This window comes from Leptospira noguchii serovar Panama str. CZ214 (genome assembly GCF_000306255.2).
Taxonomy (GTDB): Bacteria; Spirochaetota; Leptospiria; order Leptospirales; family Leptospiraceae; genus Leptospira; species Leptospira noguchii.
The window spans coordinates 59,439-79,951 of record NZ_AKWY02000026.1; the positions used below are offsets into that span (position 1 = coordinate 59,439).

Below are 20,513 nucleotides of genomic sequence, written 5' to 3' on the forward strand. Positions count from 1 at the left end.
CATTTTTGAATCTTTGGTAAAATATGAGTTCCCACAGAAACCGTCGCATTATAGTTTTTAAATATTCTTATATTGTTATGGTTTTTGTATGAGTTCTTATATTTTCAAAATTCATCTGCAAAATCGCAATTTGTAATAGTTCCCACAAATTACGTCTTGTTATGTTGTTTGAAGTTTTAAACGAGGTTTTTATAAGGAGTTTTCTGTATTAGCTCCCACATTTTTTGTAAAACTAAAGTTTTTGCGTTTGTAGATTGGGGTAGAGTGCGAGTTAATTTCAAATTATTTGTTGTTTTATTGTTAAAACTTACCTGACTAACGCGCAATTTTATTTCTAAGTTGTAGTAACTATTGTTCTCGAAATATTTTTTTAACGCCTTTGTGTCAAATTATTACGTTAGACGGTTTAAAAGTATTTTGTATTTATTGAGAACATTTGAATCCTTTTAAAATAGGTTGCAACAAAGTTCTAACTCAGATTAAAAAATTTACTGTACAAAAAACGTTGTAGGGACGAATTTAAAAGTAAGGTGATCGGTTCCTTAAAATCGATCAGGAAAAATAAAATGCCAACTCGGGATCTAGAAATCAAAAACGTAGCTCGGGAACTAATAGAAGTTCAAAAAGCTTTAGATGTTTTTCGGGAAAAACAAAAAAATCGGGAATCTTTAGACGACGCGGCAATTGAGTTTGTCACCAAAGCAGACTTAGTCATTCAAAGGGCTGAAAAGAAGGAAATATTTTTAACCGAAGATCAAAAAAGAAGAATTAAAAATAATCTACTTCGGATCAGCGCTTCTTTGGTTCGTAATCAATCAATTTGAAATTAGAAAATGGTCTCATCACCAAACGGCTATTTTGTGAATATCATCCAATCAAAAATTCGTTTTATTTTTTAAATAAGAATTTTCGTAACAATAGATCAGTTGAATTCAAAAGTTTTTGAAAGAATCATTATAGAAATTACTTGTTTTTATTGGTCGAGTCTTTTTATAAATATCATCTAATCAGTTTTTTCAAACCTAAAGACTGAATTTATTCATTTCTTTGGGAATTTTAGGCAGTTATTTAACTTGAGTTCGGCATAAAAAAACTGGGCGAATCCGGCTTGCCACAGGCAGCCGGACCGGGCTCTCTGCTCTGGTTAATAAATTGCATACAGGAACGTTATACGACTTATCTTCGTAGATTTCAATTTAGAACGCGATCCATAGAGAGTGTTCTGCTGAGTTTAACGCGATCCATAGAGAGTGTTCTGCTGAGTTTAACGCGATCCATAGAGAGCGTTCTGCTGAGTTTAACGCGATCCATAGAGAGCGTTCTGCTTTAGTTCCCCCGCATTGATCCCTTTCGCGTTAATTTACGTTATTTGGTAAAATTTAATTATTTAGAATATTCTAAATAATTAAATTTTTTATAAATAATAAGGTTCTTGAACAATGAATTCTCCATAGGTTTCTGTTTTATGGGAACGGTCGATTGAAGCAGTTTTGTGGATCTGAACTATGGAATTTTTCAACAACTCTAATGAAAGTGGTCGCAAAACCTTAAAAAATTTGCGTGATCATTTTTTAGAAACTTTTAGTAAAATATAGTAGTTCCTACAAAGACTGTCAGATCCCGTAATTGGTGAACTCTACATCGTTAAATTTTTGTATGAGTTTTCACATTTTAAAGGTTTTGGCTAACTTCATTATAAGAAAACCCTTATCAAATTCAAAAAGAATAATTCTCTAATCGTTATTTGGGCGAATAAAAAGTACCGGAAATGAATGACCGATTTTACAAAAATACAGAAGTTCTTAAAAAATTGTATCTAACTCGAAACCGTTGGTTATATAACCGGTCCCTCTAAATCTAAAGTTTTAGAACGAAAGACTTTATAGGTTAAAAAAGCCAAAATAGTTAAACCGAAAAAAAAGAAACCTCGAATGATCCAAGTAGAAACAGGAGGTTCTCCAATTGAATAACCAAAATTTTCATTTTCATGTTCTTTTTGAATGATAGCTTCGTTTAGATATGTAGATTCCGAAAAAGTTTTTTCAAAGTCGAACTCTGGATAAAATGCGTAAGGATTTCCATAATAAATTCTTAAATTTTGAATCGACTCTGAATCATTTTCTAACTTTAGAGGAAATATTATTTCTTCTTGAAGAATAAAAACTTCCATCTTTTCTAATGTAAGAGGATCGTCGTCTCCGTCAAAAATTTCTATTTTTAATTCGGAAGAAATCGGTTTTGCAAAAACTAAATTTGTATCCGATGATCCATTCTGTTTATAGAATATTGCTCCGTCTCCTAATAGTTCAAATTCTTTAGAGGAATTTTTAAAAAATATGTTCAATTTTCTTTCAAACTTTTTTTCCTTGATGAATAACAAAGCTCTATGAATCGGGACTTTCATAGGATTTCTAAAATAGAATACGCTGGATCTATTATCCGAATTAAAGCCGAACTCTAAATCGGATTTTTCTACGGTTTTTTTGAATTCCATTTCTTCGGAAACGGATTCGTAAAGAACTTTAGTAAATTCTAAATTTATGTTGGAGGGGTTCTGATCAATCTCGATACGAACAAATTTTTCATCATCCGAGTTGAATTTAATTTCGTTTGATACATTTCCTCCGTAATAACTATAGATCGTAAAGTCGGAATCTAGTTTCCAATCTTCTAAAGTTTCCCCTAAGTAGATTCTCCCTTTGATTTCGTATTCTCCCGGACCTTTTGCGACTATGGATTTATATCTCGTTTTAGAAGGAATTTTAGGAAGTTTTAAAACGTAAATACTATTCATGTCTTCGTCTTTTTCTTGGAAAAGTAGGTTTACTTTTTTTTCTCCTCCTTCGTACGCTCCCATTACGTTTCTAGAGATAAAAGGAATCGTTTTACCATTATGAACAATCCTTCTATCGTTGATTCCGGAATGTCTAACGATGTCCTCGTCTAATTTTATTTTTTGGTAAAATAGGTTTTCTTCTTCTCCAACATTGCCAGCTTTATTGGAAAGTTTTGGTATTTGGATTTCCTTATAATACCGATATCCTTTTGTGTCGATCTTCTCCGCGTTTAAAGGGAAAGAGGACGCGAATGTTGCTAATAAAAGTAGTAATAACCCTGAGGTATTTTGGTAGTTTATAATCTTTTCCTTAAACTTCTGATAAAATAAACTTACCAGAATAAAACCAGCGCCCAGGGTAAATCCGGCTATAATTCTAACGATTTTACTCATCGTCCATATATCATAAAAATAGAATTTTCCAACTAACACGGTCGTAACGATGAATCCCGCGATTCGAAGGGATCGAAAAGAGTATTTAAATCCTATAAATAAAAATACGGCTGCATAAAAGGCGAGAACATAAGAATATCCTAAATTTCTATAGTGTTCGTTATGGACGGTATGATAAACGTCTATCAGAGTGCCTAAAATAAAAGTAAATATTCCCATATAGATAAATCCTTGATGGGACCAGAATGGGCCCCTATTTTTTTGAATGTAGTAAGTTCCGAAAAGAAATAAGGAAGAAAGAAAGTATAAAGCAAATCGTTCGTTTAACAAAAACAAACGATTTACGTCGTCCATCGGATTGAAAAAATACAATTTGAACAATGCTATGATCCAAAAACTGGCCGAAACGTATCGGAGATGTATATTTCCGTATTTTGAACTCAAAAGAGAAACTACTCCTGCAAAAGTGATCCAGGAAAAAGTAAGCCAGTTCCCTTCCGAAAAGTCTAAAAGAGCCGCCAAGGTGAATCCTAAAAGAAGATACAAATGAATCGTTTCAAATATTTCAAGTTGTAATGGGTCAAAAGATTCGGATTTTTTCCGACCTAACAAAATCCATAACGAAAAAAGAATGGCGCCAAACAATATAAAATGGGAACCGAATTTCGGATAAGATTCTTGTAGTTGTATATATCCCATAAATCCGAAACTTAGGGAATTTAAAATTAGAAAGATAGGATAAAATATCCGATTCCATTGAGGAAAAATTCCACCTGAGTTTTGGCTTTTTTGTAAAAGTTTTGGAAAGAAGAAAATTTTTCCGTAAACAAATAATAAATATGTAATATTAATAAATGAAAATGGAACAGTAAAGCTGCTTTGGTTGGCGTTTTTTATCGCCCAAAAATAATACAATACAAAATTAGCGTTCAATAGGAAAAAGGAAGATACGATCCAAGGTATTTTTCTGGAAATTAAGAAAAGTAGTATATTTAAAAAACCTAAATATCCAAATAAGAATTGATAGGAGTTTTCTCCTTGTGAGATCAATACCGGTGATAAAATAGAGCCGATCAACGCAAAAATATATAAAATTTCCTTTCGAATCCAATAGGCCAAACCAGAAGAAAATACACTTAACAAAGAAAGATATAAAAATGCTTCCGAAAGAGAGAATAAATCGTAGTAATAATATCCGCCGAATAAACTGATATAGACGATTGAAAACCCAGCTCCTAAAACCGATTCGGGTAAAATCCGAAATTTCTTTCGAGCTAATTGAATGCCTATAAGACAAACTCCAAAACCAATTGATAAGCCGATTAAAATTCGACCAGACTCGTTTACCCAACGATTGTCAAAGGCGTATTTGATGAACCATACGCTTGCAAGCAAAATAGAGAATAAACCTAGTTTCCCTAAAAAGTTTCCACCTAAAAAAAGTTCCCATTCCGGACTTCTCTTTTTAGGAATCTTTTCTGAAACGGTTGGATGAATTTCCAACGTTGATGAAGGTTCGTTTGATTCCAAAATGTTTGGATGAGTTGAAATCTCTTTTTTGAGAGATAGGATTTCCGCTTCCAACTCATCTAAACGTTTTTGTATTTTCTTTAAGTCCAAGGAACACCTGCTTATTTGGCGGTTCAATTGTAATTCCCTATTTAAAATTGAAAGTAAAAATTCGCCGAGTTAATCTGTGTTGTAGTTTAAAATAAAAAGGCCTTTGTAAAATTTAAAAAAATCGAAAGATAACTTTTATATTTGATAAGAAGGTAATATTAAAAGTATTAATCTCACAAGAGAGAATAACGTTGAATGTCATTCACGTCTGCGTAATAGATTATTAAATTTGTGGATAAATCGTCATTTACTAACCGTACCCAAAATGAATGGACGATTTTGCGAAGCTATAGAAGTTCTCAAAAATTGCACCTATCATGGAATTCAGAGCTTTATGAAGAAAATCTCACTTTTTAATTTTTTTGGAAAAAAATATTTTCATCCATCCGAGTAGTAAAAGCACCTATTATGCAATTCTCAGTAATTTATCATGAAATCATAGTTCGGTGTCGCCATAAAATGAAATTTATTTTATGAAAAGTTTTTTAGCTATTTGAGATCAACGTGATACGTTCCGCGTTCTGTCTTATCAACTATCAACATTTATATTCGCAATTTTTGGATCTTTAATAAAATAGAATCAAAACTAAGAAATCAAATTTGACTTACTTGTTTAACGAAAACTTTAAGTTAAAATGAGGTTTGTAATGACTTTTAATTTAAAAAAACGTATCTACTTTTTTATGCTATTTGTATGTTTTGTTTGGGGCTGTGATCGATTTAAAGATTTTTTTTCTAAAAACAAATTTGGAAATGAAGTCAATATAGATTCCGTTTCCGAAAATTCTTTGGATCGTTTATATTTTGCAAAATATGCGGAACCCTGCGGGCGTTCTGTTTTGGAGATTTCAAAACTGATTAATAAATTGTATATAGGAAACGTTATGCAATATATCGTTTTTAGTTTCAATTTAGAACGCGATCCATAGAGAGCGTTCTGCTGAGTTCAACGCGATCCATAGAGAGTGTTCTGCTGAGTTTTCTCGCATTGGATTATGCCGAATTTCCATTAAACTACACTTTGTGATAGATATTTAGGTAAATAGAAAGCCAAGACCTTTTAAAAATGAATTTGCTAAAAATATCCGTACTACCTCCGGCAAGCTATGGAGCGTCTTCAAGAAACCTGAGCGCATCATAATTATTTTTTCTGTCCAAGTTCATTAAATATTTTGCACGTTCCAGAGGGGTTTCCCCAGAGCCGTTTTTCACGGTTGGGTCTGCGCCTTGTTGCAAAAGATACTGCACAATTTCTTTCGAGCTTGCATCATACAGTGGGGTCTGCTGATAAACATTCTTACCGTTTACATTGGCGCCGTGTTCTACTAATTGCTTTACAATTTCAATGTTGTGTTTATTCTCTACTGCGTAGTGTAGAGGACTACGCCCGTCTTCCGCCAAAGTAGCATTGACATTGACTCTTCCTTTTTCTAAGAGCAGGCTAATAATTTTGAGTCTTCTATCATTTTTTGGCGGAAGATTAGAATAACGTTCTATCAGGTTGAAGAATAGATAATTACAACGACGAAAAAGATCGCAAATCTTTTCATTTGCATCGGCGCCTTTCTCTAAAAGAAGCTCAACGATTTCAACGTTCTCTTTCTCAATAGCAAAATATAATAAAGATTTATCATAGATGGCGTTGTTTTGGAAATGTACATCTGCACCTTTCTCTAAGAGTAGTCTCACGATTTCAACATTCTCTTTCTTAATAGCAAAATACAATGGAGACGGACCAATGAATGTAGAATTTACAATTGCGGCGCTAGTCTCAATACAACGGCGAACCCCGGATAGATCGTTGTTCTCGATACTTCCGATCAGAAGACCTGACTCCCAGGCCTCAGGGATTCTCGAATAGTAATATATCGTCAACGGAATCGTAATAGGAAGTAGGATCGTATCCGCCAAGAAGGACAAAGGAAGATCAATAATACTAAAAGGAAAATTCTTATCTATACCAATCATCCAGTAGAGTCGTATCCCTGGATAAATCCAGAGAGGAGGATCCAAGGCGCTACGATTTTTAGACACTTGCGGAGAGATGGTTTTATCTGCGTATCTTGCCATGGACCAAACGGGTGTGGGTAAAATTTGGGCTTCTTGAAGCATTAGGATTGTGGCACAATCCATCTGAGCGGCCATCGAGATCGTTATCATCATTCTGAACAAGATTTTCATTTTCTATTGTTCTCGATTACATTAGATTGCTCCGATTCAATCTGTTTTGGTATTCTCATATCTGTAAGTCCGGCGTAAAATTTTCTAATAAATAAAAATAGGGTTTTGTTCATTCTTTTTTGCATCTGCTTAACGTTATTTTGATTCATAAGAAAATGAACTTATTTCGAAAACACAAATCTTTTAAGTGCGATCCAGGCCTTATTTTGAGGTCGATTGTTCTCGTGAAGATGGATCAAAAAGCAAATGACAGAGGGATAAGTTTTGATTTTCTAGTAAACGGATTCCAACTTTGAATATTATATTATCAGGATTCAAAACTCATGAGCGCAATCGATCAAACAATCGCTAAAAAAGCACTTACTGTTTCCGCAGGAGTGATCGAAGAAGTTACAAAGGCACTTGCGGCACGTTGTAGTGTAAACGGAAAAGTTTCTGTGGATAAGATGGACGAAAATCAACTCGTTCAATACCAGATCGCTTGGCTTACTTCCGAACAAAGAATAGCAGAAAAATTTATTGAATACGCTTGGGACTCTTCCCGTGGCACTGGAGATCTGGAACAAGAAATGGCGGTTGTATTTGCGGCGGAAACCGTAAACCACATACGATCTGAAATCAGTTCTCGTCCTTCCGAATACGGAATCAAATCTTCCGATTTGGTTTCTAAAATTTTTAACAATGAAATCAATCAATTTTTAGAAAACGCGATGGCGATTCAAAACTACAATGAGATCGCTGAGAAGATCGTTGCGAAAGGTCATTTCGGAGCTTATGGTCTGGACGAAGATCATGAGATGTTTCGAGAAACATTTAAAAAGTTTGCGGAAGACGTGGTGATGCCTCATGCGGAACACGTTCACAGGCACGATGATATTATTCCAGAAGACATCATTGGTGGATTAAAAGACATGGGATGTTTTGGACTTTGTATTCCTGAGTCTTATGGTGGAATACAACCGAACGATAAACCGGATAATCTTTCCATGCTCGTAGTAACCGAAGAATTATCCAGAGGTGGTTTAGGAATTGCAGGTTCATTGATTACAAGACCAGAGATCATGTCCAAGGCGCTACTTAAGGGTGGAACTCAGGAACAGAAAGACAAGTGGCTTCCGTTACTCGCATCTGGAGAAAAGATGGCAGGGATCATGGTAACGGAACCGAATTACGGATCAGACGTTGCAGGAGTTTCCGTTACTGCGAAACCAACTAACGGCGGTTGGGTGATCAACGGAGTCAAAACATGGTGTACGTTTGCGGGTTACGCAAACCTACTATTGATTCTTTGTAGAACGGAATCGGATCCTTCTTTAAAACACAAGGGATTATCAATTTTACTGGCTGAAAAACCAACCTTTAATGGACACGAATTTACATACACACAACCAGAAGGTGGAAAGATAGAAGGGAAAGCGATTGGAACCATCGGTTATAGAGGAATGCATTCTTTTGAAGTTTCTTTTGACAATTACTTTGTTCCCGCAGAAAACCTGTTAGGTGGAGAAGCTGGAAGAGGGAAAGGATTTTATTTTCAGATGGAAGGGTTTGCGGGAGGAAGAATTCAGACCGCCGCTCGTGCGCACGGAGTGATGCAAGCCGCATTGGAGGCAGCATTACGTTATGCGCAAGAGAGATCCGTGTTTCAAAAGCCAATCTACGAATATAATTTAACAAAATATAAAATTGCGAGAATGGCCGTAATCTTACAAGCGTCTCGTCAATATGCAAATCATGTAGCCAATTTGTTAGATAACCACAAAGGACAGATGGAAGCGACTCTGATTAAATTTTACGCGTCTAAAGTGGCAGAATGGGTAACAAGAGAAGCGATGCAAATCCACGGTGGAATGGGTTACGCAGAAGAATACGCGGTCTCTCGCTATTTTGTGGATGCTCGTGTTTTTTCCATCTTTGAAGGTGCAGAAGAAGTGATGGCCTTGAGAGTAATTGCAAAATCTCTAATGGATCAATACACGGGAGCGTAAAAAACACTAACAACCCAATTCGAGGAATCAAAAAACTGATAGCAATAGCGGCCCAAGAGTCACTATTGCTTCCCTTCGAAAAGTAAGTTGTGAAGAAGATATTTCTCAGTAAGTTTCATAAAGTTTGCTATTGATTCTAAAATCTGATTTTTCAAACTATATTCTAAATTTCGAATATACATTTGTATTTGTGCATATAATTTTGTCCTTTGCCAAAAACCAACAAAAATTTTCTGTTTTTTTGAAAGAAGGGAAATTGAATGATACGCTGTGTTAGAATAACAATTCTAAAATTGATATTGGGTCGTATCTATAAGTTTTGAGACAAGTTTTAATTAAACTTAAGCCAATTTTCTGAACTTGAAAAAATCCGGATCAGGATTATTATTTTCTTTTATTAGAATGTATTAAATAATCCGTAAGTTTCTATACGATCAGTCTTAGAAATTTTACAATAATATTCGTTTAAACGAAGAATTTTAAATTAACGCGAGTTGATCTCTTTCGCGTTATATCGAATTCACATTAAAATACAAGGAAAATAAAAGAGGGACCATTTCTGATCCCTCTATTGAAATCATTTATAAAATTCAAATTTTATAATATTTTTACAAAATTAAATATAAAAAACGATTTCTTTTTTTACTTACGGCTTATCTCAAAGCTTAATTTTGTTTTATCAAAAAAATATAAGTTTAAAAGAATCATCTCCCGATTAAAGAACAGAATTTTATTGTTCCACACAAACGAGGCCTAGTCTATAATTACCATAGGAAGTCAATTTATTGGAACAAGACACCGTAAATTGTCCATTCGATTCTGCTTTAAGAGCATTTGAGTCTTTACTATTTGACATGCCGTATACTCCATAACGATCAATTTTAGAAGTATTCCAAGTATTGCAAGTAGTAGGAACCCCTCCGACTTGCCAAGTGGTCCAATCTGAATTTAGACCAGTCCATTGTGTAGCTGCTATTTGCGAAAATGAATTTTCCAAACTACTTCCAAAGTATGTCAAATCAACCATACCAGAACTATTCGTAATCATTATGGTTGCACCGTCTTCTGCTCTTATATATTTTTGAATCCCTCGCAATACCCAATCTCTTTGTCCTACTTTAGAATTCGGTCCTACCGTCGTTGCAACTCTATTGATTCCGTCTACGATCATTGCCTTGTATATTCCCCCAGTAGGAAGATTTGTAGGAACTTGACTTTGGCAGTATGCATCCGCACCGGCAATTCCCCCAAAATTTCCGTCATGCCATTCCTCTGTACTCGAAGTAACGAATATATATTTGGGAGCGATTGGTTGTTCTACGCAAACCAATCCTAAGTTATATGGACCATAAACGTAGCTATAGTAACAATATGGCTCATATTGATACGTCGAATTAGTCGCAATTAGCATTTCTGAATCTGTTCTAGTCGAGACTCCAATCACTCCACGACCACCAGATGAATTCCAAGAACCACAGTTAAGGGGGATTCCTCCAGACGACAGCCTAGCAGTCCAATTCGAATTTAAGCCTGTCCACTGACCAGCAGTTGCAACTTTTGAAATAGGATTATTCAGTGTTGCGCCATTTGAAAAATCGACCATACCAGCACTGTTTGTAGTCATTACGTTCACACTGTCTTCTGCTCTACGATATTGTTGGTTCGGTAGAAATACCCAGTCTCTTTGTCCTACTTTAGAATTTGGTCCTACCGTCGTTGCAACTCTATTGACTCCGTCCACAAGCATTGCCTTGTATATTCCAGAAGGAATGTTAGAGGGAATACGACTCTGACAATATGCATCTGCTCCGGAAATTCCTCCAAAATTTCCAATACTATCAAGGCCCAAAGAGGATGTAGTAAAGATATACGGAATGTAACCTTCTGGAAAAGCTGATTGTAGATTTTGTCTACTGAGTTGGTTCCTATTTAACGTCGTAGAATCTAACGTCTGTTTGTCGGAGATAAGCGAGATCAATCCGCCTAAAACCGTATTGTTGTTACCAGATGATTGATTTAAACACGCGACAAATACCAAACTAAAGGCTGATACAATCGCAACTTTGTATTTAATTTTCATAATTGTTGATTTACTCCTAAAATTACAAAAAATTCTGAATCTAATATCAATTGACTTAAAAAGCATAAAGGATTCATATTTCTCGCATCTTTTGCGAATCTAACAAATGAGATTGTATTTTTTTACATATTTTATAAGAAATAAATTTTTTTTGACTATTACGTTTAAAAGGATAGAAGACAGTAAGTAGTAAAGCCACGCTTGAAAATAGATTCTCAAAAAATGAAATCCATAAAAATGAGCAAGGTAGCCTTAAAAAGAAAACCAGGACGAGTTCTATGTTCTTACGATCGATTTGAATATACGTCCTTAATTGGAATTTTTATTTCTCTGTTAATTATCGTGGCTATTTTTTTTGATATGGCCGAGTTCGAAACAGAAGGATCAAATTATACTTACGAAAAAATATCCGGCATATTGTTTTTTGGAGTGATCTTTTTAGTTACGGTTCATCGTTCATTCAATTCTATACATATAAAAATAGAAATGTGGTATGTGGTTGTATATTCGTTTCCAATTCCAACACAATGGAGAAAAAAAATACGAAAACAAGATATTCAGAAAATAATCGTAACAGCAGAAGACCATACTTCCGAAAATTCTTTTAAAGAATCATATTCTATTTATTGCATATTGAATAATCGAAACGAAATTTTGATCTTGAATCGGATTTGGGATATTGCGGATGCTGGCAAGATTAAAAGTATATTGAGTGAATCTTTGGGAACTACAAGAACTTTATGATTTGTTGTAAGGTCTGCGTCCGATATTAATATAGATATATTTGGTAGTATTGTCGTTAATATGTTTATAACGCCAGGTTTCCTTTATGCCGCGCTTTTTCAATCAGCTCATCTATCCAAGCTTCCAGAATCATAATTGGTTCTTTATACTTTCTTTTATTTACATAAAGAGATCCTTTTTCTTCTATGGAAATATTCCAATCTTCTCCAATGGAATGGTTTTACCCTAAAAAGATTACGGTAACCCTTGAATTCCCTCAGAAATTCTTATACATTCTATTTTTTTAATGTATTACTTTCATAATGATATATAGAGAAAGTATGTTTATAATACGAATCGACTTTACCTTTTGTATTTTGGATAAGTGGACGAATATCGAATCGAAATTCTTTGAGTAACTCGACATCTTTCCGCATCTCAGAGATAAAAAGACCGAAGGTAAAATAATAAATATCAGGTTTTTATTATTTTTATGAAATCCAAAATAAAACTTCTAGAACCCCGTCCCTATCAAACGCGATTGAGTTGTCTATTGGATAGATTCTTAAAGGCTCTCTTAAAATTTTTGTTAGATATCAACTCCGAGGAGAATAGATATTCCGTTCTCCAGAAATTCCTTTGAGTTGTTTAGCTCCTACAAATTCGAAATGTTCTTTTCCTGCTTTGAGGGCAAATTCTTCGGTGGCAAGAATATTCTTTCCTAAACCTTTACACAACGACTCAATTCTAAAAGCTTGATTGACCGCGTTGCCAATTACTGTAAAATCAAGTCTGTCTTTTGCGCCTACATTACCGTAAACGACGTCTCCGACGTTTAACGCCATTCCCAGATGAATTTGTAAATCCGGATGTTCTTCGTTCCATCGTATTGCGGAATTCTGAATTTTTTGAGCCGCATTGAGAGCCGCCAAACACGCCTTATGCGAATCGGCTTCGGCGGGAAAAATGGCTAGAATAGCGTCCCCTATAAATTTTAGAATTTCCCCTTTTTCTTCTTGGATTGGTTGTGCGGTTAGTTCAAAATAATTGTCTAAAATTTCCACAATTCTTTTTGGAGAATTATTTTCGCTTAAAAGTGAAAAGTCTCGTAAGTCTGCGCAAAGAATTGACGCGTAGATGGTTTCTCCAGTGCCTCTTCTAAATTCTCCGGATAAAACTCTTTTAGAAGCGTTGGAACCTAAATAAACTTCTAAAAGTTCATTGATTGAAAATTTTCTAGATTCTAAATCCAAACGTAATGACAAAATATTTCGAATCGAATTCAAACAATCGATTTGTTCATCTGTAAAACCGCCGGGTGTATCGGTGCTCCAAGAAATGGCGTTTCGGATATTATTTCCAAAAACGGAAGCGAAGATACAATAATCTGTTCCACCTTTTTCGTGTAAGTCGACACAGATCGGGTACGAAAGATTTGCTTCTGGGCCGGTTAATTTACAACGAATAAAGTCGACTTCTTTTTCCCGAATGAGATAGATCGGACTATCTTTATATTGTGGTTGTTGTAGACCATTGTGTGGAATGAATACAATTTGAGTTTCTTCTCCTCTTGTCCAAATGATTGATCTCACCATCACTTCCGGGTGCATTGTGGGGATGCTTGTAAAAAATCTCCAGATAGGAATTCCGGCTTCCATCATTTTGCGGTTTAAAACTTCTATTAGTTCTTTGGCCTCTAAGATTCTGGATTCGTGAGTGGATAACCAATGGATAATCTCTTTCATTTTTACTTTTGCCGCTCATATAATATCATTTGATTTTGCTCTAAAAAACAAATAAGGAACTATTCTGAAAGATGTCTACACTTTCAACTTAGAATTTTTATATGAAAAAAATTTAATTTATAGAAATAAAGATGTCTACTGATGTAAACTTTTAGGTTTAAAAAGAATGTTGTTTTGTTAAAAAAATACAAGTTTACTGTTACATTTTTAGATTAAAAAATGTGAGCCTATGTAAATTGAATCTATCTTGTGATAATACTTTGAAATTATAGTTTCTAAGACTTCCTATAAGTATAAGTTTGGAAATGCAAGTTGTTTCGGAATCGATTTTTATGAAATAGTTAAAAGGAAGTTTAAGCTATTTTTGATTTCAATTTCAATTTGTATTTTTAATGAGACGATGAATATGAATGAGCCGCGAAAAGAAAATAAAATAGATATTTCTCTTGAAGAGATTAGAAACTGTATTTTGCTTCTGGAAACTTTAACGGAGAATCTTCAGCTACTTACTTCTCTTCCCGAAAAAGAACGGATCGCTTTGATGATCGTTGCGGGAAAAATTTCCCGTCCCGATCGAAATGAAATAAGAATTCGAAATAAAACAATCAAACATTCGAAAAGAAAAGAAATTGTCGTTCAAGAAAGACAGGCGAGGGCGGCGACTGGAATTCGATTGGCTCGAACAACTCCCGTATTTAAAGCTCCTCTTCAAATTTCGGATCAAACCGATATTTGGAAAAACGAAAATGCACCTAAACTTTCTTCTCCACGTAACTGTTATGTGTGTAAAAAGGAATATACTCGTCTTCATTTTTTTTATGATTCTATGTGTCTGGAATGTGGAGAGTTGAATTATAAAAAAAGATTTCAAATCGCGTCCTTACACGGACAAGTTGCTTTGATTACCGGTTCCAGATTGAAGATAGGTTATCAGGCAACTCTAATGCTTTTGAGAGCTGGAGCGACAGTAATTGCTACTACTCGTTTCCCAGTGGATGCAGCATTACGTTTTTCTAAAGAAGTCGATTTTTCGGAGTGGTCTGAGCGTCTTCAGGTTTTTGGCTTGGATCTAAGGCATACTCCGAGTGTGGAACTTTTTGCGAGTTATATTGAACAAACAGTGGATCGTTTAGATATTATTATCAATAATGCGGCTCAGACGGTTCGAAGACCTCCCGGTTTTTATTCTCATTTGATGAAATCGGAATTATTAGATTTTCATGATATACCAAAGGAAGCGGCGCAACTTTTGAAACTTCATAAGGATTGTAAGGAAAAGCTCGAATCTTTCGGCGAGTCGAACCTTGCCAACGAAGTGGCTCTTCCCGTAAGTTGGAATGGAAAAATTCCAGGAGTTGGAATCCGTTCTTCCGCACAACTTTCTCAAATTCCTTATTCACACGATAACTCTTTTGAGTTGGAGACCGTTTTTCCGGAAGGTCAAATGGACGCGGATCTACAACAGGTTGATCTTAGAAAAACAAACAGTTGGAGGCTTAAGTTGGGTGAAATTCAAACTTCGGAAATGTTGGAAGTTCAACTTGTAAATTCTGTTGCTCCTTTTGTTCTTTGTAACCGCCTTGTATCTGTTATGCGAAAGGAAAATACGGGGCAAAAGCATATCGTAAACGTTTCCGCAATGGAAGGTAAATTTCATCGTTTTAAAAAAGAAGACAGACATCCTCATACCAATATGGCAAAAGCCGCTTTGAACATGCTTACACATACTTCTGCGAGTGATTTTGCAAAAGATGGGATTTATATGAACGCGGTAGATACTGGTTGGGTGACCGACGAGGATCCTGTGGAATTGTCCCAAAAAAAGCAGGACCTTCACGATTTTCAACCTCCGTTAGATATAGTAGACGGAGCCGCGAGAGTTTGTGATCCTATCTTTGACGGAATTCTTACCGGCAAACATTGGTGCGGTAAGTTTTTAAAAGATTACTTTCCAATCGATTGGTGATCAGAAGATAGTAAACATAAAGTTGTTTTTCTCTTAGAAAATTCGACAATTAGTATATTCTGAAAATTTGATATATTAAAATGTTTTTTTGGAAAGTGTATAAAACGAAGTTATTGAAAAATTCCATAGTTCAGATTGGCAAAACTGTTTCAATCGATCATTTCCATAATACAGCAACCGAGAGATAATTTATTTTTTAACAAATCTAATTTAGAAATTTATCTGTTCGTTTTATATAAAACTTTATAAACTGTTAGTTCTTACAATTTTCCGTAAAATATGGATTCTAATTAGTTTTTGGAATGATTCAAGTCGGGGTTCTTTAGGATTTTACAAAAATTTTAATGAAATCAAACGTGGTAGTTCCCACATTTTTGTCATAACCACAATACGGCGGTTTTATGCAGAAATTTGATTGGACGATAATTCTTTTAGGATCTTATAGAAGTTCTCTTTAAGGGCCGTCCTAAAACTTAAACTGTAAAAGCTTCTGATAATTTTATTATAAAAAACAGTTTAAAAATTCATAAATCATTCTGAATGAGACAAAATTTGTGGGAACTACTGCAAGTCTAGGATTTTACAGTAAAATTTTAAGATGTGGGAACTACCACGTTTGATTAACGTAGAGTAACCGATAAATATGTTATGTTGAGTAAAGCAACGCTCAAAGTTAAATTTTAAAAGGGATTGAGGCTCTATGTTAATATTGCGATTTATCCAAAGCAAACGGTATTAAGTTTTGATGTGGTTCATAAGTCATCTAAACTGTAAAATTTGTGAGTGATTCTCCCAAATTTTTTTATGTCTAACTCAGGTTTTATTAAAAATTTAAAAGGAATGGATTGAGATTTGGAACGAACTGCTGAGGAAAAACGAAATGTGTGAACTGTTAGGGATGAGCGCTAATGTTCCGACAGATATATGTTTCAGTCTGACCGGACTTGTACAAAGGGGCGGAAAAACAGGGCCTCATAGAGATGGTTGGGGAATTGCATTTTATGAAGGGAAAGGTCTAAGAGTGTTTCACGATCCCGAACCAGGAGTGGAATCTAAAATTGCAGCCTTTGTTCAAAAGCTTCCTATCAAAAGCGAAACTGTAATTAGTCATATCCGCAAAGCAAATCATGGAAAAGTGGAATTGAAAAACACTCATCCTTTTATTCGAGAATTTTTGGGTTCCTACTGGACCTTTGCACATAACGGACAATTTAAAAAAATTAAACAAGAACCTTTAGGTGATTTTCGTCCGGTCGGAAGTACGGATTCGGAACATGCTTTTTGTTGGCTGTTGGGAAAGTTGAAGAGAAGTTTCAAAACTTATCCTAAAAAGGAAACAGAACTATTCAAAACAATTGAGTCTTTGTTGGGGGAACTCCATCAAAAAGGAGTTTCTAATATTCTATTAAGCGATTCTAAAAACTTATACGCGTTTTGTTCCACAAAACTTTCTTGGATTACAAGAAAATCCCCATTCGGAAAAGCCAGACTTGTAGACGCAGACTTAAGTGTGGATTTTCGAAAGGTAACTACACCGGGCGATCAAGTCACGGTAATTGCAACCTGTCCACTTACCTCTAATGAAGAATGGACCATTTGTAAACCGGGTGATTTTTCCGTTTGGAAAAAAGGTAAAATCGTATTTTCTAATCAATGAAATTAGAATGCAATAGTAACTTAACGTGAGTTCGGCATAACAAATGCGAAAGCGATTGTAGCGGAAATTCCGAAGGAATTGGAGCGAAAAGCGCGGTCGTGAGCCATTTTAACTATGAAATTTGCGAGCGATTCGCCCCAATTTTCTTACGTCGAACTCACGTTAACTTATGATTTTCTATTTTGATCGCAGGTTGAAAGGACAGTGTTTGATTTTACCTACAAGCTGTCTAAAAAATATCTTAGAATTTGGTATTTTAAGCAAAGATAAAGTATTTTTGAGACGGCTTCTAATAGTTAAGTCACTTACGATTTTTTAAGGACTTACTACTGATCTCTTTGCGATAGAGTTTTGTAAATTTTGAAGCGATTCCCGTTTTTGGAAAGAAATTGAACATTAGAGTTGTTGAAAAAATCCATATCTACAAACGATTTTATCCATTTGTTTTAATGAAAAAAAACAAAAGAAAATTAATTTTTCAACAACTCTATTCTAAATAGTCCTTAATTCGGGAAACTCTCAGTAAAAGCTAAGATGTGGGAATTCTCACAAATCTGGATTTTACAGATAAATTCTGAAATGTGGGAACTACTACAATTTTACAGTAAAACTTTAAGATGTGGGAACTGAATCACGAAAAATGAATGTTTCAAAAAATTTGAAACGAGACAAAATTTGTGGGAACTCATACAAAACCCACAATAAAAAAATTCTATACAAAGAATAAATCGTTGATTCTAAGGACAATCCGGATTCTCTCCATGAAAAGGTCTTCGAAAAAATAGAATCCTTCGATTTAAATCTGTAAAATAAAAATCTTTTACTTTTTCGTAGTTGGAAAGAATTTATTTTGGAATTACCCTACAAATCAGGAACTCGAAGAAACGGAATCCTAGAAAAACGTTACCTATAAAACTTCGAAAGAATGAATCATTTGGAAACTTTATGAAAAACCGTATTACAAATAGAATTGTCTGGATCTTTTTTTTAGGAATCGATCTTCCGTTATTTTCCGAATCTCCAGCCTTGGAATTATCTAAAACCGTGGATCCGACCTGGCTCATTCTCTGCGCCGCGTTAGTGTTTTTTATGCAGGCCGGATTTTTGATGTTGGAAACCGGACTTTCTAGATTAAAAAACACGATCAACGTAGCTGTAAAAAATCTTATGGACTATATCGTAGGAACGATCGCGTTTTTCTCCGTAGGTTTTGCTTTGATGTTCGGACTTTCTTATGAAGGTTGGGTAGGAACCAATCATTTCTTTTTAGGCGGTTTAAAAACTGGTAAAGATTTTTCCTTTTTTTTATTTCAAGTCGCGTTTATGGGAACGGCGGCCACGATTGTTTCGGGAGCGGTAGCTGAACGTATTAAATTTTCCGCATATTTAATTGTATCTGTTGTGGTTTCCTTATTTATCTATCCGGTTTTTGGACACTGGACTTGGGGAGGAGGTTGGATAGCAAAGATCGGATTTGTGGACTTTGCCGGTTCTACCGTTGTACACTCATTAGGTGGTTGGATCGCTTTGGCCGGGGTGATCGTTTTAGGACCTAGAAAGGATAAATTTAAGGAAGACGGAACTCCTAGAAAAATTCACGGACATAATCTAACCTTTTCAGTGTTAGGCGTTTTTATACTTTGGTTTGGTTGGTACGGATTTAACGGAGGAAGTGCACTTTCTTTTACGGACGAAGTTCCTTTGATCATTTTGAATACAAGTCTTGCCGGAAGTGTCGGAGGAATTGTCGCGATCACTTTCTCTTGGATTTTTTATAGAGTTGCATCGGTAGAAGACTGCATGAACGGGGTGTTAGGTGGTTTGGTCGCGATAACCGCCGGTTGTCACGCTTTTCAACCCTACGCGTCTTTGATAGTAGGTGCCACTGCAGGGCTTTCTGTTGTGGCCACTTCTTGGGTATTAGAAAAAATCCTGAAATTGGACGACGTGGTAGGAGCGTTTCCGGTTCACGGAGTTTGTGGAATAATAGGAACACTTTTATTACCAATTCTATCAGAAAATCAAGATATTCGAATATACCCTCAGCTGATTGGGGTTTTAACTTGTTCTTTCTGGGCTTTCGGTTTGGGGATGATTCTGTTTTTAATATTAAAGATTTCAATCGGAATCAGAGTGAACGAAGAGTTCGAAGAAAAAGGATTGAACGTCACGGAGCATGGGGCAGGTTCCAGTTGGATCGACCTCATACATTCTCTTAAAGATCTCTCTAAAGGAGGAGGTGATCTGACTCGAAAGATTCATGTGGATTCAGGAACAGAAGCGGGAGCAATCGCGTTTTTAATGAATCGTTATCTTGCAAATTTAGGACAGATGATTTATACGATCAAAGAAAAGTCTATCGAACTGGAACATTCTTCCTCTGAAATTTCGGTTGCTTGGGGAAAAATGAGCCAAGGAATTCAAAAACAAGCCGCAAATTTAGGAGAAGTTACTTCTATATTTGATTCTTTTAGAGAATCTTTTCAAAGGATTTCTTCTTCAGCGGCTCAACAAAAGGAAATGGAAACAAGCGCGAGTAAATTATTAAACGAACTCGTATTTGGATTTCAAAAGTTCGATTCTGATTTGAAGAATAGTTCCGAAAAATCGGAAGAATCCGTCAAAACGATCGACCTGAGTAGAAAAGAACTCAATCATTTAGAAACCGATATTAACGATATAGGATCTTCCGTTAAAAAAGTAGAAGGTCTAGTAAAATTATTAGGCGATATATCTGCTAAGTTGGGAATGTTATCTATCAACGCCTCTATCGAAGCTGCACGTTCCGGATCGGTAGGAAAAGGTTTTGGAGTGGTTGCGGAAGAAATTAGTAAACTCGCTTCGAGCACGCAAGAAAGTACAAAAAAGGCTTCGGAAATTTTAGGCGAAATTCAATCTACAGTTTCGCGCGGAAAAAATACGGTCCAAACTTCTGTAGAATTTTTTAAAAACTTAACGGAAGAATTTAGATTTTTAGCGGAGATTTACATAACGATCCGAAAAAGTAGTTCACATTATTCTAATTTAATTACGAACTTAAATCGTTTGAATGTTTCCATTACAAATCAGAGCGAAATTATCATGACGGACATCGATAGACGATTTTCTGAAATTGGTAATCTTTACGAATCGGTGGACCTTATCAACGGCGCATTTCATGAAATTTCCGCACAATCGGAAGAACTGAACGCAACAGGTGAGTTTTTAAAACAACTCGCTGAAATTCTCAATTCACTCGTTCGAAATTTTATAGTAGAACAAAATTCCTCTCAAGAATTGATTCCTGGATAAAGTGATTTCAAAAAGATTATTATAAAAAGGTAA

Annotated in this window: 10 protein-coding genes and 1 pseudogene; 7 read left to right on the forward strand and 4 right to left on the reverse strand. The window is 35.2% G+C overall.

Annotated elements, in window-relative coordinates; genetic code table 11:
- Positions 1-566: 566 nt before the first annotated feature.
- A complete protein-coding gene (locus LEP1GSC059_RS14965) occupies positions 567-824 on the forward strand; it encodes a hypothetical protein (RefSeq protein WP_002180247.1) in 258 nt (85 codons plus the stop codon).
- A 1,010-nt stretch (positions 825-1,834) separates the two neighbouring features.
- On the opposite strand, the gene LEP1GSC059_RS14970 is transcribed toward LEP1GSC059_RS14965, so the two are convergent.
- On the reverse strand, positions 1,835-4,849 hold the full coding sequence (locus tag LEP1GSC059_RS14970; RefSeq protein ID WP_020981024.1) for a DUF2339 domain-containing protein: 3,015 nt from the start codon (positions 4,847-4,849) through the stop codon (positions 1,835-1,837).
- 647 nt (positions 4,850-5,496) lie between these two features.
- Here LEP1GSC059_RS14970 and LEP1GSC059_RS14975 point away from each other — a divergent pair.
- Positions 5,497-5,703, forward strand: a pseudogene (locus tag LEP1GSC059_RS14975) (hypothetical protein); the annotation flags it as partial.
- A 250-nt stretch (positions 5,704-5,953) separates the two neighbouring features.
- Here the strand turns inward: LEP1GSC059_RS14975 and LEP1GSC059_RS14980 are convergent.
- On the reverse strand, positions 5,954-7,030 hold the full coding sequence (locus LEP1GSC059_RS14980) for an ankyrin repeat domain-containing protein (protein ID WP_017214016.1): 1,077 nt from the start codon (positions 7,028-7,030) through the stop codon (positions 5,954-5,956).
- A 323-nt stretch (positions 7,031-7,353) separates the two neighbouring features.
- On the opposite strand from LEP1GSC059_RS14980, the gene LEP1GSC059_RS14985 reads away from it, so the two are divergent.
- A complete protein-coding gene (locus LEP1GSC059_RS14985; protein ID WP_002180152.1) occupies positions 7,354-9,018 on the forward strand; it encodes an acyl-CoA dehydrogenase family protein in 1,665 nt (554 codons plus the stop codon).
- 730 nt (positions 9,019-9,748) lie between these two features.
- Here LEP1GSC059_RS14985 and lenC read toward each other — a convergent pair.
- Complete coding sequence (gene lenC / locus LEP1GSC059_RS14990; RefSeq protein ID WP_017214019.1) at positions 9,749-11,098, reverse strand: endostatin-like outer membrane lipoprotein LenC; 1,350 nt, start codon at positions 11,096-11,098, stop codon at positions 9,749-9,751.
- 237 nt (positions 11,099-11,335) lie between these two features.
- Between lenC and LEP1GSC059_RS14995 the strand changes: the two genes are divergently transcribed.
- Positions 11,336-11,842 carry a hypothetical protein gene (locus LEP1GSC059_RS14995; RefSeq protein ID WP_036057773.1) on the forward strand — a complete coding sequence of 169 codons (507 nt, stop codon included), beginning with the start codon at positions 11,336-11,338 and terminating at the stop codon, positions 11,840-11,842.
- 575 nt (positions 11,843-12,417) lie between these two features.
- On the opposite strand, the gene LEP1GSC059_RS15000 is transcribed toward LEP1GSC059_RS14995, so the two are convergent.
- The gene (locus LEP1GSC059_RS15000) at positions 12,418-13,566 is read right to left on the reverse strand and encodes an adenylate/guanylate cyclase domain-containing protein (protein WP_002180258.1); all 1,149 of its coding nucleotides are present in this window, start codon (positions 13,564-13,566) and stop codon (positions 12,418-12,420) included.
- A 406-nt stretch (positions 13,567-13,972) separates the two neighbouring features.
- On the opposite strand from LEP1GSC059_RS15000, the gene LEP1GSC059_RS15005 reads away from it, so the two are divergent.
- The 3 genes from LEP1GSC059_RS15005 (at position 13,973) to amt (ending at position 20,480) form a co-directional block, all read left to right on the forward strand.
- Positions 13,973-15,532 (forward strand): SDR family oxidoreductase, encoded by a 1,560-nt coding sequence (locus LEP1GSC059_RS15005; RefSeq protein WP_017214021.1) that lies wholly within the window; start codon positions 13,973-13,975, stop codon positions 15,530-15,532.
- 880 nt (positions 15,533-16,412) lie between these two features.
- A complete protein-coding gene (locus tag LEP1GSC059_RS15010; protein WP_020981011.1) occupies positions 16,413-17,189 on the forward strand; it encodes a class II glutamine amidotransferase in 777 nt (258 codons plus the stop codon).
- Positions 17,190-18,134: 945 nt separating this feature from the next.
- Positions 18,135-20,480 (forward strand): ammonium transporter, encoded by a 2,346-nt coding sequence (amt, locus tag LEP1GSC059_RS15015; RefSeq protein ID WP_020981035.1) that lies wholly within the window; start codon positions 18,135-18,137, stop codon positions 20,478-20,480.
- The last annotated feature ends 33 nt before the right edge of the window (positions 20,481-20,513 follow it).